At 72.1% G+C, this 16,057-nt stretch carries 11 protein-coding genes; 3 read left to right on the top strand and 8 right to left on the bottom strand.

The genetic code is table 11. The annotated features are described in order from the left end of the window. The first annotated feature begins 15 nt into the window (after nt 1–15). Nucleotides 16–1,227 carry an acyl-CoA dehydrogenase family protein gene (locus tag MRBLML1_RS11655; protein ID WP_364515927.1) on the top strand — a complete coding sequence of 404 codons (1,212 nt, stop codon included), beginning with the start codon at nt 16–18 and terminating at the stop codon, nt 1,225–1,227. Between the two features lie 194 nt (nt 1,228–1,421). Here MRBLML1_RS11655 and MRBLML1_RS11650 read toward each other — a convergent pair whose 3' ends face one another. Further along, nucleotides 1,422–3,518 (bottom strand): putative bifunctional diguanylate cyclase/phosphodiesterase, encoded by a 2,097-nt coding sequence (locus tag MRBLML1_RS11650; RefSeq protein ID WP_364515925.1) that lies wholly within the window; start codon nt 3,516–3,518, stop codon nt 1,422–1,424. A 169-nt stretch (nt 3,519–3,687) separates the two neighbouring features. Here MRBLML1_RS11650 and MRBLML1_RS11645 point away from each other — a divergent pair, with 169 nt between their 5' ends. After that, nucleotides 3,688–5,112, top strand: coding sequence for a glycosyltransferase (locus tag MRBLML1_RS11645; RefSeq protein WP_364515923.1), 1,425 nt, complete (start codon nt 3,688–3,690; stop codon nt 5,110–5,112). Continuing rightward, nucleotides 5,109–5,327, top strand: coding sequence for a hypothetical protein (locus tag MRBLML1_RS11640; RefSeq protein WP_364515921.1), 219 nt, complete (start codon nt 5,109–5,111; stop codon nt 5,325–5,327). The genes MRBLML1_RS11645 and MRBLML1_RS11640 overlap by 4 nt, the downstream gene beginning before the upstream one ends. Nucleotides 5,328–5,408: 81 nt before the next feature. On the opposite strand, the gene MRBLML1_RS11635 is transcribed toward MRBLML1_RS11640, so the two are convergent. From MRBLML1_RS11635 to glnA, 7 genes are all read right to left on the bottom strand, one after another. Then, complete coding sequence (locus MRBLML1_RS11635) at nt 5,409–6,449, bottom strand: iron-siderophore ABC transporter substrate-binding protein (protein ID WP_364515919.1); 1,041 nt, start codon at nt 6,447–6,449, stop codon at nt 5,409–5,411. Between the two features lie 39 nt (nt 6,450–6,488). Beyond that, nucleotides 6,489–7,301 (bottom strand): ABC transporter ATP-binding protein, encoded by an 813-nt coding sequence (locus MRBLML1_RS11630; protein ID WP_364515917.1) that lies wholly within the window; start codon nt 7,299–7,301, stop codon nt 6,489–6,491. Then, complete coding sequence (locus MRBLML1_RS11625; protein WP_364515915.1) at nt 7,298–8,338, bottom strand: FecCD family ABC transporter permease; 1,041 nt, start codon at nt 8,336–8,338, stop codon at nt 7,298–7,300. The genes MRBLML1_RS11630 and MRBLML1_RS11625 overlap by 4 nt, the downstream gene beginning before the upstream one ends. After that, entirely contained in the window at nt 8,335–9,375 is a 1,041-nt protein-coding gene (locus MRBLML1_RS11620) for a FecCD family ABC transporter permease (RefSeq protein ID WP_364515913.1), read from the bottom strand. Before MRBLML1_RS11620 ends, MRBLML1_RS11625 begins: the two co-directional genes overlap by 4 nt. 58 nt (nt 9,376–9,433) lie before the next feature. Beyond that, complete coding sequence (locus MRBLML1_RS11615; RefSeq protein WP_364515911.1) at nt 9,434–11,479, bottom strand: hypothetical protein; 2,046 nt, start codon at nt 11,477–11,479, stop codon at nt 9,434–9,436. Nucleotides 11,480–11,739: 260 nt separating this feature from the next. Continuing rightward, nucleotides 11,740–14,655, bottom strand: coding sequence for a bifunctional [glutamine synthetase] adenylyltransferase/[glutamine synthetase]-adenylyl-L-tyrosine phosphorylase (locus tag MRBLML1_RS11610; protein ID WP_364515909.1), 2,916 nt, complete (start codon nt 14,653–14,655; stop codon nt 11,740–11,742). 32 nt (nt 14,656–14,687) lie between these two features. Continuing rightward, complete coding sequence (gene glnA / locus MRBLML1_RS11605) at nt 14,688–16,028, bottom strand: type I glutamate--ammonia ligase (protein WP_364515907.1); 1,341 nt, start codon at nt 16,026–16,028, stop codon at nt 14,688–14,690. Nucleotides 16,029–16,057: the final 29 nt, after the last annotated feature.

The raw sequence follows: 16,057 nt of genomic DNA, 5'->3' as shown, positions 1-16,057 counted from the left end.
GCCCCGAGGAGCCCCATGGACTTCGACCTGCCCGACACCGCCCTCGCCGTCCGGGAGGGCGTGGCCGCCGTCGCCGCCAAGTACGAACACGCCTACTGGTCGCGCTGCGAGGAGGAGCACCGCTTCCCACAGGAGGTCTTCGACGACCTCGGCGCCGGCGGCTGGTTCGGCCTCTGCGTCCCCGAGGAGTACGGCGGCGGCGGGCAGGGCCTGCTCGAGCTGGCCGTCGCGAACATGACCCTGTGCGCCTCCGGCGGCGTCGCGGGCACCTTCTTCTACGTCACCACCCCCGGCTTCGGCGCGATGACGTTGACCCGCCACGGGACCGAGGAGCAGAAGCAGCGGATCCTCCCCGGTCTGGCCGACGGCAGCCTGCAGTTCTGCCTCGCGCTGACCGAGCCCGACGCCGGCAGCAACGCGATCGAGATCAAGACCCAGGCACGCCGTGACCCGTCGACAGGCTCAGGGGACGCGGCAGACTTCCTCATCAAGGGCCAGAAGGTCTGGATCTCCAACGTCGAGAACGCCGACTGGATGGTCGCCGTCACCCGCACCATCCCCGCGGCGGAGACCAAGGAGCACGGCCTGCCGCGCACCGCCGGGTTCACCCTCTTCCTCGTCGACGTGAAGGAGGCGCTCGCCGCCGGCACGCTGTCCTACACGCCGATCCCGAAGATGGGCAGCAACATCCTGCACTCCAGCCAGGTCTTCCTCGACGACGTACGGGTGCCGGCGGAGAACGTGATCGGCGAGGTCGACGCCGGCTTCGCCGTGCTGTGGGACGTGCTCAACCCCGAGCGGATCCTGGCCGCCTCCGGCGGGGTCGGTACGGCGGACGCCGCGCTCCGCATCGCCAGCGACTACGCCCGCGAGCGGGTCGTCTTCGGCCGCCCGATCGGCGCCAACCAGGGCCTGCAGTTCCCCCTGGCCCAGATCAAGGCGAAGACCGAGCTCGGCCGGCTGATGACCTACCAGGCGGCCTGGCTCTTCGACCAGGGCCGCCCCTGCGGCAACGAGGCGAACGTCGCGAAGCTCACCGGCGCCCAGGTCGGCTGGGAGGCCGCCAACCAGGCCTTCCAGACCCTCGGCGGGATGGCCTACTCCAAGGAGTACCCCGTCGAGCGGATCTTCCGCGACGCCCGGATCGCCAAGAACATCCCGGTCGCCGAGGAGCTCGTGCTCGCCCACATCGGCACGGCGATGCTCGGGCTCCCCAAGTCCTACTGAGCTTGATGGCGCGAGCGCGTCGCTCGTCCCTCGCGCCGCGCTGCCGCGCCGCTGTCGCGTCCGCCGAGTGTCGCAGTCCGTCGGGCGGCAAGCCGGCCGGCGCAGGGAACGTCGCATCCCTGCGCCTCCGGTTGCTCCTTCGTCGCGCCCTCCGGCTTCGGGCCTGCGTCGTCCCCTGCCACCGACGTTCGGGCTCAGCCGACGGGCGTGAGCCCCTGGGCGACGGTGACCAGGTCGGCAGCGGGGACGCCGGGGCTGTAGCGGTAGCCCTGCACCTCGTCGCAGCCGCGCTCGCGCAGGTACTGCTCCTGGACCTCGGTCTCCACGCCCTCCGCGACGACGGTCATGCCGAGCGCGTGCGCCATCACGATGATGGCGTCCACGATCGCGGCGTCGGTGTCCAGGCTGGTGATCTCGGAGATGAAGGAGCGGTCGATCTTGATCTTGTCGATGGGGAACTTCGTCAGGTACGCCAGGCTGCTGTAGCCGCGGCCGAAGTCGTCGACCACGATCGTCACGCCGAGGTCGCGCAGCGACTGGAGCATGTCGACGACGTCGCCGTGGTCCTCGATCAGGATGCCCTCGGTGAGCTCGACCTCCAGCTGCGAGGGCGCGATCCCGGAGCTGGTGATCGCGTCGGCGATCTCCGCGAGCCAGGTCTCCCCACGCAGCTGGCGCGGCGAGACGTTGACCGCCAGGCGCAGCCGGCGGCCGAGCTCCTCCTGCATGTTCGCCAGCGACCGGCAGGCCGAGCGCAGCACCCAGCCGCCCAGCTCGGTGATCATGCCGCCGTCCTCCGCGACCGGGATGAAACGGTCCGGCGCCACCGGGCCGAGCAGCGGGCTCGACCAGCGGGCCAGCGCCTCCACACCGATCACCTCGCCGGAGCCGAGCTCGATCTGCGGCTGGAAGACCAGGGACAGCTCGTCGAGCTCGATGGCCTGGCGCAGCGCCGCCGAGAGCGAGAGCTTGTCGTTGTTGTCGGCGAGCATCCCGTGCTCGAACCAGCGGACCGTGTTGCGGCCGGCGGCCTTCGCCTCGTACATCGCGATGTCGGCGTGCTTGAGGAGGGTGACCGGGTCGTCACCGTCGGCGGGGTACAGCGCGCCGCCGATGCTCGCGGTCACCGCCAGCTCGTAGCCGTGCACGACGATCGGCGCCAGCACCGTCGTCAGCAGCCCGTCGAGCCGGGCCTCCAGGTCGACCGCGGGGTCGAGGTCGTCGAAGACGATGACGAACTCGTCGCCGCCGAGCCGGGCCACCACGTCACCCTGGCGCACCCAGGACAGCAGCCGCTCGGCGACCACGACCAGCAGCTCGTCGCCGATGTGGTGCCCGAGCGAGTCGTTGATCCGCTTGAAGTGGTCGAGGTCGAGCAGCAGCAGCGCCACCTGGCGCCGCGAGCGGTCCACGCAGTCGAAGGCGCGGTCGAGGTGGCGCACCAGCAGCGAGCGGTTCGGCAGGTTGGTCAGGCCGTCGTGGGTGGCCAGGTGCTCCACCCGCTCCCGGGCCTCGATCCGGTGCGCGATGTCGTAGGCGACGACGATGAAGCCCGGCTCCTCCCCCAGCGCGAGCGGCACGATCGCCTCGTTGACCGGTACGGCGTACCCGTCGCGGTGCAGGTAGGTCCACTCGGCCTCGTCGGCACCCACCCGGCTCAGCGCCGGCGTGCCGTCGGCGTAGCGGGCCCGCTCGACCGCGTCGATGTCGGTGATCCAGCGCCCGATCAGCTCGTCCTGGCCGTAGCCCAGCAGCGACTCGGCCGCGGGGTTGGCGGTGACGATCCGGCCGGCGCCGTCGGTGACCAGGACGCAGAAGGGGATCGTGTCCAGGATCGTACGACGCAGCAGGTTCTCGTCCGCGGCCTTCTCCGCCGCCTGCCCGCGCAGCCGCTCGGTGATGTCGATGACGGAGGCCAGCACGAAGCGCTCGCCGCCGATGGTGATCGGGTTCAGCCCGATCTCGACCCGCATCTCGGTGCCGTCCTTGCGCACGGCGTACAGCTCGCGACCCACGCCCATGCCGCGGCGGGACGGGTGGGCGACGTACTCCTCCCGGGTGCGGTCGTGGTGCTGCCGGAAGCGCTGGGGCACCAGGTCCTCCACGCGCAGCTCCAGCAGCTCCTCGCGGGTGTAGCCGAAGGAGCGCTCCGCCTCGGTGTTGGCCAGGACCACCCGTCCGTCGCCGGCGACGAGGAGCATGGCGCTGGGCGAGGCCTCGACGACCAGGCGCAGGTGGTCGTCGCCGGCCGCGGCGCAGTGCGCCACGGCGGTGTCCGCTCGCGACCCCATGGCTTCTCCGTCCTGGCCCTTGTGCTCCCCCGCGTCCGTGCGGGATCTCGCCCGTTCAGATCGGCGGGCCGCGCGCCGATCGGAGGAGTGTCGCCGGATGGTTTCCGTCCCGGCGATGTCCTAGGGTCGAGGAGGGGCTGGAGTGCAGGATCTCTCGGAGGGAACGGCCATGCGCGGTCTGCAGCGTGCGGTGGGACTTGTGATCATCGGTACGGCGGCCCTGGGCGCCGCGCTCCTGTGGTGGGCGGTCTCCGACACCCGCAGCGGGCAGGCCGAGCCGTCCGACGGCATCGTCTTCGGGGTCTGGCACCTGCTCTACGACACCGAGGCGCCGACCCTGCCGACCCTCGCCTTCGCCGCCGGGCTGGCCCTGCTCTTCGCCGCCGGCGTCGCGGTGCTCGAGCGCCGGATCGCCAACCGGGCCCGCCGCAGCGAGGACGGAGACAGCCTGCCGCTGTCACCCAAGCGGGTGATGGCGGAGACCCGCGGGGTCTTCCACGGCCCGGTCACGCTCACCGTGCTGGTGCCCGCGCACAACGAGGAGGCCGCGATCCGCGGCACCCTGGAGTCGCTGCTCGCGCAGTCGCACCCGCCCGAGCGGATCATCGTGGTCGCCGACAACTGCACCGACGACACCCCGGCCATCGCGCGCTCGATGGGCGTGGAGGTGTTCGAGACGGTCGCCAACAAGCACAAGAAGGCCGGTGGCCTCAACCAGTGCCTCAAGCAGGTGCTGCCCGGCCAGGGCGAGAACGACCTGGTCATGGTGATGGACGCCGACACCTCCCTCGACCCGGGTTTCCTGGCCGCCGTCGTACGACGGATGACCGACGACCGTGCGCTGATGGCCGTCGGCGGGCTCTTCTACGGCGAGGAGGGCAAGGGCCTGATCGGGCAGTTCCAGCGCAACGAGTACACCCGCTACGGCCGCGACCTGCGCCGCCGCCGGGGCCGGGTGTTCGTGCTCACCGGCACCGCGACCGCCTTCCGCCCGCGGGCGCTGCGGGCGGTCGCCGAGCAGCGCGGCAAGATCCTGCCCGGTGTGCCCGGCGACGTCTACGACACCCTCGTGCTCACCGAGGACAACGAGATCACGCTGGCCCTGAAGACCCTCGGCGGGCTGATCGTCTCCCCCTCCGACTGCACCGTCGTCACCGAGGTGATGCCGACCTGGCGGGCGCTGTGGGCCCAGCGGCTGCGCTGGCAGCGCGGTGCCCTGGAGAACCTCGGGGAGTACGGCATGCGGCCCGCGACCTTCCGCTACTGGGCCCAGCAGCTCGGCATCGGCTACGGCGTGATCGCGCTCTTCGCCTACCTGTTGCTGATGTTCTTGATGATGACCTCGTTCGACCAGTGGGTGTGGTTCCCGTTCTGGGTCGGCACCGGGCTGATCTTCACCGCCGAGCGGATCATCACCGTGTGGCGCGGCGGTTGGAAGGCCCGCCTGCTCGCGGCCACGCTCTTCCCCGAGCTGACCTACGCGCTCTTCCTCGACATCGTCTACCTCAAGGGGATCATCGACATGTCCGTCGGGCGCCAAGCGGCCTGGAAGCACGTCGTGCAGACCCCGAGCGGCAACCGGGTGGAGGCATGAGCGCGCTGCTGGTGCCGCTCGGCATCCTCTTCCCCGAGTCGCTCGTCCGCTCGCACGCGTTCGCGATCCTGGCGGCCTTCGTGGCGATCAACACCGTCGTCTACGTCGCGCTGTCGATCGCCAAGGCGCTGCCCAAGATCTACCTCTCCGACCATCTCCCCCGGCGCTACGCCCGCTCCGAGACCCGCAGCATCCACCCCGACGGGCCCCGCTGAGCGTCGTACCGGGACAGCCGAGCCCCCCGCCCCGGGGAGGGCGAGGGGCTCGGACCGGCGAGGCTCCCGAGAACCGTCCGGCTACTTCTGCACGGCCTCCGAGAGCAGCTTCACCAGCTCCGGCATGCCGCCGGACCAGTCGAAGCTGAGCGCGGTCGGCGGGGAGACCGCGGAGATCCGCTCCCGGCCGACGACCTGCGCGACGTGACCGTCCTTGACGGCCGGGATCGCGAGCGCCTTCTGGTCCTTGAGGAAGGCCGCGGCCTGCTGGTCGTCGTCGAAGTAGGTGACGACGGCGTCGGCGTCGATCGCGTCGACCTTCTCGTAGCTCATGTCGAAGTAGAACCCGCCCTTGGACGTGTCGAGCTTGGCCACGCTCGGCGCGACCTTGAAGCCGAGCTTGGTGAGGATCGACAGGCGCGGGTCCAGCTCGGTGTAGAGCGAGATCGTCGAGGGCGCCGGGTAGAGCGCGGCGATCGTCTTGTCCTTGAACTCCGGGTGCGCCGCCGCCTGGTCGGCCAGCGACTTGTCGATGTCGGAGAGGATCTTGGCACCGTGCTCGCTGCGGCCCAGGGCCTTGGCGGTGATCGTGATGGTGTCCTGCCAGGTCGTCGTCCACGGCGCCTCGGGGTAGGCCACGGTGGGGGCGATCTCGCTGAGCTTCTTGTACTGCTCCTCGGTGATGCCGGAGTACGGCGCGAGGATCAGGTCCGGCTTGGCGGCGATGAACTCGTCGTAGGGCACCGTCGAGCCGGAGCCGTCGTCGGGGAGCAGGGTCGGGTGCTCGACCTTCTCCTTGTCGTAGGCCTCCTCGACCCACGGCAGCAGGTTGCCCTTGCCGACGGTCCACAGCTGCTCGGCGATCGCGACCGGGTAGACGCCGGAGGCGATGGCGGCCTCGGTGGAGCCCCAGCCCCACGTGGCGACGCGCTTCGGCTCCTCCTTGATCTCCGTCGAGCCGAACGCGTGCTCGATGGTGATCGGGAACGTGTCGGTGACGCCGAGCGTGGTCTCGCCGGCGTCCTTGTCGGTGTCTTCGGTGCCACAGGCCGCCAGGGCCAGGACGGTGGCCAGGCCGGCGACGAGCGCCGTGCTCCGGCGGAAGGCGCGCGTGATCCGCACGTCTCCTCCTCGGTTGTCTCGGGATTAGGTGAGGCTAGCCTAATGGGTCGCGTCGGCCAGCCCGCGCCGGGTCCGGCCCTTGGGCACCACGAGCGGTCCCCCGGTGACCGGGTCCGGGACCACCTCGGCCTCCAGGCCGAAGGCGTCACGCACCGACTCCACGGTCAGCACGTCGCCCGGCGCGCCCTCGGCGGCGATCCGGCCGCCGGACATGACGACCATGTGGTCGGCGTAGCGCGCGGCGTAGTTGAGCTCGTGCAGGACCATCACGACCGTCGTGCCGCGCTCCTCGTTGAGGTCGCTGAGCAGGTCGAGCAGCTCCAGCTGGTGCGTCACGTCGAGGTACGTCGTGGGCTCGTCCAGCAGCACCGCGTCGGTCTCCTGGGCCAGCACCATCGCGATCCAGACCCGCTGCCGCTGCCCGCCGGAGAGCTCCTCCAGGCGCCGCTCGGCCAGGTCGGCGACGCCGGTCGCCTCCAGCGAGCGCATCACGACCCGGTCGTCGGAGCTGGTGTGCCGGCCGAACCAGCCCTGGTGCGGGAACCGGCCGCGGCCCACCAGCTCGGCGACCCGCACCCCGTCCGGCGCGATCGAGGACTGTGGCAGGACGCCGACCAGCCGGGCCAGCTCGCGCCGCGAGAGCGAGCCCGCGTCCTGGCCGTCGATGCGCACCGTGCCGGCGGAGAGCGGGTGCAACCGGGCGAGCCCGCGCAGCAGGGTCGACTTGCCGCAGGCGTTGGGACCGACGATCGCGGTCACCTTGCCGGGCGGCAGCGCGATGTCGAGGTTCTCGATGACGGCGTGGCCGCGGTAGCCGAGCGAGATCCCCTCGGCCGTGATCGAGGTGCTCATGAGATGGCCTTTCGGTCGCTGCGAGCGAGGAGCAGGAGGAGGTACGGCGCGCCGATCAGGCCGGTCACGATGCCGACCTGCGCGGTGATCCCGCCGGGGAGGGCGTACTGGCCGATCACGTCGGCAGCCATGGTGAGCGCGGCACCCACGACGGCCGAGGGCAGCAGCGCCGGGCCGCCGTCGTCGACGAGCCGGCGGGCGATGGCCGGCGAGACCAGCGCGACGAAGGCGATCGGGCCGGCGACCGCCGTGGCGAGCGCGACCAGGGCGACGCCGATCAGCAGTGCCAGCACCCGCGAGCGGGTCGGCGCCAGGCCGAGGCCCTGGGCGTGCTCGTCGCCGAGCGCGAGGGCCCGCTGCTCGCGGGCGATCGGCAGGGTGAGCAGCACCAGCACGGCCACGCCGAGCGCGAGCAGGCCGAGGGTGCCGTCGCGGACGTCGGACACGCTGCCGACCGTCCACAGCAGCACGGTGCCCGCGTCGCGCAGCTCGGTCTCCGCCAGCCGCCAGGAGATCAGCGAGCCGCAGAGGTAAGCGATGCCGACACCCACCAGCACGAACCGGATGCCGTGCAGTCCGTTGCGCCAGGCCAGCACCCAGATCGCGAAGGCCGTGGCGAGGGCACCGGCGAAGGCGGCGAGGTTGACGGTGGCACCCGACGCGCCGTAGCCGACGATGGCGGTGACCGCACCCAGCGAGGCGCCTCCGGAGATGCCCAGGATGTCGGGGCTGGCGAGGTTGTTGCGCAGCGTGGACTGGAAGAGCGCACCGGCGAGGCCGAACGCGATCCCGGCCAGCACCGCGGCCGCCGCCCGCGGCAGCCGCAGCTCGCGGACCACGAGCAGGTCGAAGCGGTCGCCCACACCGAAGAGCGCGGGGAACGACCGGCCCGGGGGTACGCCGGCCGCGCCCAGCCCGAAGGTGACGAGCAGCAGCCCGAGGCAGATGACGGCGCCGACGACGACCACGGTGAGTGCGCGCACCCGGTGGCGGCGCCGGATCCGCGTGATCGGCGTGGTGCCGAGGGGGGTGCTCACAGGCCCGCCACCCGTCGGCCGCGGGCGACGGCGATCAGCACCGGTGCGCCGATGATGGCGGCGACCACGCCCGCCTCGAGCTCGTCGGACTTCACCAGCCGGCCGACGATGTCGGCGGCCATCAGCATCACCGGGCCGAGCAGCGCGCACAGCGGCACCACCCAGCGGTAGTCGGTGCCGACCAGGCGACGCGCGGCGTGCGGGACGGCCAGGCCGACCAGCGCGATCGGGCCGGCGAGGGCGGTCGCGGCGCCGGCGAGGCAGACGATGGTGAGGCCGCCGAGCGCGCGCGTCGTACCGACGCTCTGGCCCAGGGCCGCCGCGACGTCGTCGCCGAGAGCAAGGCCGTTGAGGCGGTGGGCGACGAAGAAGGCCAGCGCGGCGCCGACCGCGATGAAGGGCCACAGCACGGCGACCGCGTCGAGGTCGCGGCCGTTGAGGGCGCCGACCTGCCAGTAGCGCAGGTCGTTGAGCGCGTCGACGTCGCGGAACAGCACCAGCGTGGACAACGGCATCAGCAGCGCGGTGACCGTCGCGCCGGCCAGCGCGAGCTGCACCGGACGTCCGTTGCCGACCGCGAAGACGACCACGGCCGCGACGGCGGCGCCGAGGAAGGCGAACCAGACCGAGGCGATCGGCGCCATCACGCCGAAGGCGGTGGCGGCGACGACGATGCCGAGCGCGGCACCGGCGTTGAGCCCGAGCAGGCCGGGGTCGGCCAGCGGGTTGCGGGTGATGCCCTGGCTGACCACCCCCGCGAGCCCGAGCGCGGTGCCGGCGAGCAGCGCGATCAGCGTGCGTGGGACGCGCTGGCCGCGGATGACCGAGTGGTCGACGTTCCCGACGACCGGGTCGGTCAGCGCGCGCCAGGCCTCACCGAAGGCGACCTCCCGCACGCCGAGCGCCAGGCTGAGGACCACCCCGGCCAGCACCAGGACGACCGCGCCCCCCAGGATCGCGACCCGGCCCCGGCGTCCCGAGGGCGCCACCGGCGCGTGCTCGGGCGCCAGCGCCGCCGCGGCTTCCAAGGTTTGCATAACCTAACAATCCCACAGCAGGCCTCACCCTGCGCGACCGGTGCGGGATTCGGCCGGGCTACGGCGCGGGTGCCGCCTCGTTGCGTGCGACGACCCCGCTCGCCCCCGCGGCCGCAGCGAACAGCCAACCGTAGAAGGCCAGCAGCACCAGCCACGAGGCGATCACCACGCCGTACATGGTCGTCCACAGCCACACCGGTACGTCGGGCTTGCGCTCGCGCTGCAGCATGAACGGCTCGTGGACGAACGCCGCGTCGGTGCCGTCGTCGACCTGCACCAGGCCCGAGGCCGGCCCGTCGATCGCGGTGTCGGCCGGCATGTGCACCGGGATCGACACCATCGTCGTGGGCGCCAGGTGCAGGCGGACCAGCACCTTCCAGTTGCCGTAGACGGGCAGCGGCTCTCCGCTGCGGAACTCCCCGTCACGGCCGGTCGGCTCCATCGGCACGCTCAGCATCCCGTTGCCGGGGACCTCGCCCGAGGTGCGGTGCCGGCCCTGGTAGGCCAGCGCGGAGATCCACACCGCGTCGTCGGCCGCGTCGACCGGGTCGGTGCGCACGGTCACCCGCGTCATGCAGCCGTCGGTGCCGATGCAGTCCTCGTCGTAGGAGACGTGGCCCATGATCACGTCCGTCCCCTCCACCGGCTCGTAGGTCGTGCGGCACTCGTCGCCGTCGCAGTCCTTGGCGACCTGGACCTCGCCGGCGCTGGAGGGCGGGGCGAAGAAGGCCATCAGCACGACGAAGACGACGGTGCCCGCCGTACCGAGCCAGCGGCCGGGCACGGCCATCCCGTCGCGCACCGGCGCGGACGCGGCCGGCAGGTCGGCGATCCGCTCGACGTGCCGGGCGAAGGACCACCCGAGCAGGCCGCCGCCCGCGGCGGCGAGACCGCCGACACCGAGCATGAGCGGCATCTGCGCGGTGCCCGGCGGCAGCGGGTAGGGCATGAAGAGGTCCATCCACCACCACTCGGTGGCCAGGCCCAGGGTGCCCGCGAGCAGTCCGGCCACGGCAGCGAAGGCCGGGCCACGGTTGCGCCAGAGCAGGCCGAGCAGCTCGATGCACAGCGCCGGGCCGAGGAAGAGCAGCCAGTGCGCACGGTGGATGTCGGGCACGGGCAGGGTGATCGTGAAGATCAGCAGCCGCACGATCGTGTACGTCGCCCACGCGACCAGTGCACCGCCAGGACCGAAGAACAGCCGGCCCGCGGTGAAGATCCAGCCGGTGAGGAAGCCGGAGATGATGAACATCGTCGCGGCCGGGAACTGCGGCACCCCGAGGTCGAACTCCATGAGGAACGCGATCGGGATGATGCACATGCTCATCACGACGGTGAGGAAGACCCGGCTCGACCACGCGGCGCGGTCGGCGATCGCGGCCTCGGGGGCCTCACGTCGTACGGGCGGGAGGATCCGGCCGAACAGCCGCAGGCCACCGGTGGCGAGACCGCCCATCCAGGTCCAGCGCGCGGCGGGCGGACGGCCCACCTGGGCGGACTCGGCGAGCAGCAGCGGCACGGCGAGGATGCAGGTGACGGCGCCGCCGATCATCATCACATGGGTCGGTCCCCACTCGGTGACGTCCTGGCCGAACAGCCGGTGCCACACGTCGTCGGCCGGGAAGCCGGCGGCGGCGATCATGCCGGCGCCGAGCAGCACCAGGGTGCCCATCGGGACCCGCCACTTCGGCGTCAGCCGGACGGTACGACGCGGGAGCGGGTCGCGCGCGAGCCCCGCCGAGATCACGCCCGCGGCGAGGAAGAAGAAGATCCCGAACATGATCGGGAAGTGCGACGGGTTGGCCAGCGGCCCCTCGTCGCGGCCGTTCTGCATGTGGATCGGGACGTCCCAGTAGACGCCGAAGGCGCACGCGATCAGGGAGAGGGTCGCGAGGTAGCTCGGCAGGCCGGCCCACCGGGGCAGGCCGTCGAAGGCGGAGACACGGTCGGCCAGACGGCCGATGAGGGTCGGCTTCCCGTCGCGCTCGCGGAGCAGGAAGATCCCGAGCGGGACGTAGATCGCGGCGAAGGCCCCGAAGGCGATCAGGACCTGGTCGAGCGCCGCGCCACCGGCCGGTGGCGCCTGTTCGGCGGCAAGCATCATCGGAGCACCTCGCATTCCTCGAAGAGGACGCTACTCGCGGTCACAGGTACGTGAACAGGCCTTCGTCCAACCGGCGGGCGGGACGAGGGTCACACGAGAACCGGTCCGTGAGGTGTCACCAAAAACAGGCGTCGGGCCGCGACCTCTGGGGGGGTCGGTCGCGGCCCGACGAAAGCCATCATGACACATCGAGGGTTCTCACGGGACACGAGGGCCTGGAGTTTCCACGATGGACGCACGCCTGCAACGCGGCCGGGCGCTCACTCCCAGAAGACCCGGTCCACCACCGTGCGCGCGTGCCGGGTGACCCGCAGGTAGTCGTCGAGCAGCCGGTCCGTCTCGTCGGTCTGGTAGCCCAGGATGCCGGCCACCGAACGCCGTTCGAGGGTGGCCCGGGGGAACTGGTCGCCGGGCCGGCCGCGGGCCAGCAACAGCGCGTTGCGCACCCGTGAGGCCATCCGCCACGACGTCCCGAGGGTCTCCGCGTCGTCGCGGGTCAGCAGGTCGGCCTCGGCGGCGGCGGCCAGGGCGGCGAGGGTCTGCGCCGTCCGCAGCCCGGGTACGTCGGCGCCGAAGCGCAGCTGCAGGAGCTGGACCGTCCACTCGATGTCCGCCAGTCCCCCACGGCCGAGCTTGAGGTGCAGCGTCGGGTCGGCCCCGCGCGGCAGCCGCTCCTTGTCGACGCGGCCCTTGATCCGGCGCACCTCCAGGACGTCGTCCTCGGTGAGCCCGTCCGCGGGATAGCGCAGCGGGTCGATCATCGCGGTGAACCGCTCTCGCAGGCCGGCGTCACCGACCACCGCGTCGGCACGGAGCAGCGCCTGGGCCTCCCAGACGTGCGACCACTTGGCGTAGTAGGCGGCGTAGGCGTCCAGGGTGCGCACCAGCGGCCCCTGGCGGCCCTCGGGGCGCAGGTCGGCGTCGACCACCAACGCCGGGTCCGGGCCGGGGGCGGCGAGCACCCGGCGCAGCTCCTCGGCGACGATCCGGGCGAAGGTCGCCGCGTCGTGGGCGTCGACGCCGGGCAGCGGCTCGTGGACGAAGAGCACGTCGGCGTCGCTGCCGTAGGAGAGCTCGAAGCCGCCGTACCGGCCCATCGCGACGAGCGCGATCCGGGTCGGCGCCTCGTCGAGCCCGCGTTGACGGCAGGTCGCGCGGATCGTGACATCCAGCGCCGCCTCCAAGGTGGCGTCCGTCAGCCGGGTCAGCGCGAAGCCGACGTCGGCGACGTCGGTCAGCCCGAGCACGTCACCGGAGGCGATGCGCAGCAGCTCCCGGCGCCTTACTGCGCGCACGGCCCGGATCGCCTTCTCCGGGTCCTCCTGTCGGCGTCCGCTGGCGAGCATCTCCTCGGTCAGTGCCGCCGAGCCGAGCGGCTCCAGGGTGCCGCTCAGCAGCCGGACGCCGGCGGGCTCGCGCTCCAGCAGGTCGGTGCAGTAGCGCGAGGTGGCCAGCAGGTGCGAGAGCCGCTCGGCGACCTCGCCCTCGTCGCGCAGGGTGGAGAGGTACCAGGGCGTGCTGCCCAGGGCCTCGCTGATCCGGCGGAAGCCGAACAGCCCGCCGTCGGGGTCGGGACACTCGGCGAACCACTGCAGCATCGCCGGGAGCAGCGTGCGCTGGATGGCGGCCGTGCGGCTGACGCCGGCGGTCAGCGCCTCCAGGTTGCGCAGCGCGGCCTCCGGGTCGGCGTACCCGAGGGCGGCGAGGCGGGCCCCGGCGGCCTCCGACGACAGCCGGACCTCGTCGGCGCCCATCTTCGCCACGGCGGTCAGCAGCGGACGGTAGAAGATCTTCTGGTGCAGCCGGCTGACCTCGCGGCGATGGTCCTGCCAGGTCTCGACGAGCCGCTTCTCCGCCTCCTTGAAGAAGCCGAGGCTGCGCCCCAGGCGGCGCAGCGACGCCTCGTCGGCCGGTACGACGTGGGTGCGCTGCAGGCGGTGGAGCTGGATCCGGTGCTCGAGGGTCCGCAGGAAGGCATAGGCCCGGTGCAGCGACTCGCCGTCCTCGCGTCCGACGTAGCCACCCTCGGTGAGGCGCGCCAGCGCACTCAGCGTCGTGGGCGGGCGGATCCGCTCGTCGCCGCGGCCGTGCACGAGCTGGAGCAGCTGGACCGCGAACTCCACGTCGCGCAGCCCACCCGCCCCGAGCTTGAGCTGCCGGTCCGCCTCCTTGGCCGGGATGTGGTCGAGCACCCGGCGGCGCATCGCGCGGGCAGCCTCGACGAAGCCCTCGCGGTCCGCGGCGGACCAGACCATCGGCTCGACCATCGCCACGAACTCCCGGCCCAGGTCCAGGTCACCCGCGACCGGACGCGCCTTGAGCAGCGCCTGGAACTCCCACGCCTCGGCCCAGCGCTCGTAGTAGGCCTCGTGGCTGGCCAGGGTCCGGCTCAGCGGACCGGCCTTGCCCTCGGGCCGCAGCGCGGCGTCGACCGGCCAGATCGTGCCCTCGCCGGTGTGGTCGGAGCAGACCTGCATCATCTGCGCGGCCAGGCGGGCGGCCACCCGCTCGTCGCCGTCGTGCACGAAGATCACGTCCACGTCGGAGACGTAGTTGAGCTCGTGCCCACCACACTTGCCCATCGCGATGACCGCCAGCCGGGTCCGGTCCGCGTCCTCGCCGATCCGGGCGCGGGCCACGTCCAGCGCGGCCTCCAAGGTGCCGGCCGCGAGGTCGGAGAGCTCGGCCGCGGCGTCGTCGACGCCGAGGTGGTGGGTCAGGTCGCGCGCGGCCAGGCGCAGCAGCAGCCGGCGGTACTCGACCCGCAGCGCGTCCACCGCCTCCGCGTCCGGCTTGCCCGCCACCGCCGCGCGCAGCGCGTCGCGCATCGCCCACGCCGCCGGCCGGGTGGAGCCGAGCGCGGGGTCGGTCAGCTCGTGCCAGTGCGCCGGGTGGTTGACCAGGTGGTCGGCCAGTGCCGAGCTCGCGCCGAGCACGGAGAGCAGGCGCATCGCCGTGCCCTCGTCGTCGCGCACCGCCTCCAGCAGCGTGTCGCGGTCCTCGGCCACGTCCGCGAGCCGGCACAGCCCGCGCAGCGCGGCGTCCGGGTCGGCGGTGCGGCCCACGTAGGCGAGCAGGTCCACCGAGCCCGGCAGCTCGTCCAGGTCCGCAAGTGCGCGGTCGAGGTCGACGAAGCCGAGCCGGAGCAGCTCGGTGCGCTGGGTGGCCCGGTTCATCGGTCAGCGGTCCCGGGAGGCAGGCCCGTGGGTCACAACACCGGGAGCATGCGGTCGCGCTCGAAGACCGAGACCTGGCCGCGGTACTCGTCCCACTCGGCGCGCTTGTTGCGCAGGAAGAAGTCGAAGACCTGCTCCCCCAGCGTCTCGGCGAGCAGCTCGGAGTGCTCGGCGATGGTGATCGCCTCGTTGAGGTTCTTAGGGAGCGGCTCGATGCCGAGGCTGCGGCGTTCCCGCTCGGTCAGCGCCCACACGTCGTCCTCGGCCTCCCGCGGCAGCTCGTAGCCGTTCTCGATGCCCTTGAGGCCGGCGGCCAGCACCGCGGCGTACGCGAGGTAGGGGTTGCACGCCGAGTCGATGGTGCGCAGCTCGATCCGGGTCGACTGGCCCTTCATCGGCTTGTACATCGGCACCCGGATCATGGCGGAGCGGTTGTTGTGCCCCCAGCAGACGTACGACGGGGCCTCGCCCCCGAACATCATCCGCTTGTAGGAGTTGACCCACTGGTTGGTGACGACGCTGATCTCGCCCGCGTGCTTGAGCACCCCGGCGATGAACTGGCGGCCGGTCTTGGAGAGCTGGTACTCCGCGCCCGCCTCGTAGAAGGCGTTCTGGTCGCCCTCGAAGAGCGAGACGTGGGTGTGCATCCCGGAGCCGGGGTGCGTGGTGAACGGCTTGGGCATGAAAGTCGCCCAGATGCCCTGGCTCAGCGCGACCTCGCGGATGACCGTGCGGAAGGTCATGATGTTGTCGGCGGTGGTGAGCGCGTCGGCGTAGCGCAGGTCGATCTCCTGCTGCCCCGGTCCGGCCTCGTGGTGGCTGAACTCCACCGAGATGCCCATCGCCTCGAGCATCGTGATCGCCTCGCGGCGGAAGTCCGAGCCGTGGCTGTGCGCGGCGTGGTCGAAGTAGCCGCTGCGGTCGACCGGCACCGGCTCCTCCCCCGCGTGCGGCTCGTCCTTGAAGAGGTAGAACTCGATCTCGGGGTGGGTGTAGAACGTGAACCCCTGGTCGGCGGCCTTGCCGAGGGTGCGCTTGAGGACGTTGCGCGGGTCGGCGTACGACGCCGAGCCGTCGGGCATCACGATGTCGCAGAACATCCGGGCCGTCGCCGGACCCTCGCTGCTGCGCCACGGGAGGATCTGGAAGGTGGTCGGGTCGGGCAGGGCGAGCATGTCCGCCTCGTAGACGCGGGCGAAGCCCTCGATCGCCGAGCCGTCGAAGCCGATGCCCTCGGAGAACGCACCCTCCAGCTCCGCCGGCGCGACCGCGACGGACTTGAGGAACCCGAGCACGTCGGTGAACCACAGCCGCACGAACCGGACGTCACGCTCCTCGAGAGCGCGGAGTACGAAGTCCTCTTGCTTGCCCATGGCGTCAGCCTAGGGGGTCGGCCGGTGGC

This window comes from Nocardioides sp. LML1-1-1.1 (assembly GCF_040676175.1).
Taxonomy (GTDB): domain Bacteria; phylum Actinomycetota; class Actinomycetes; order Propionibacteriales; family Nocardioidaceae; genus Nocardioides.
The sequence above is the reverse complement of the archived record's forward strand: the minus strand, read 5'-3'. Positions and strand labels throughout refer to the sequence as shown.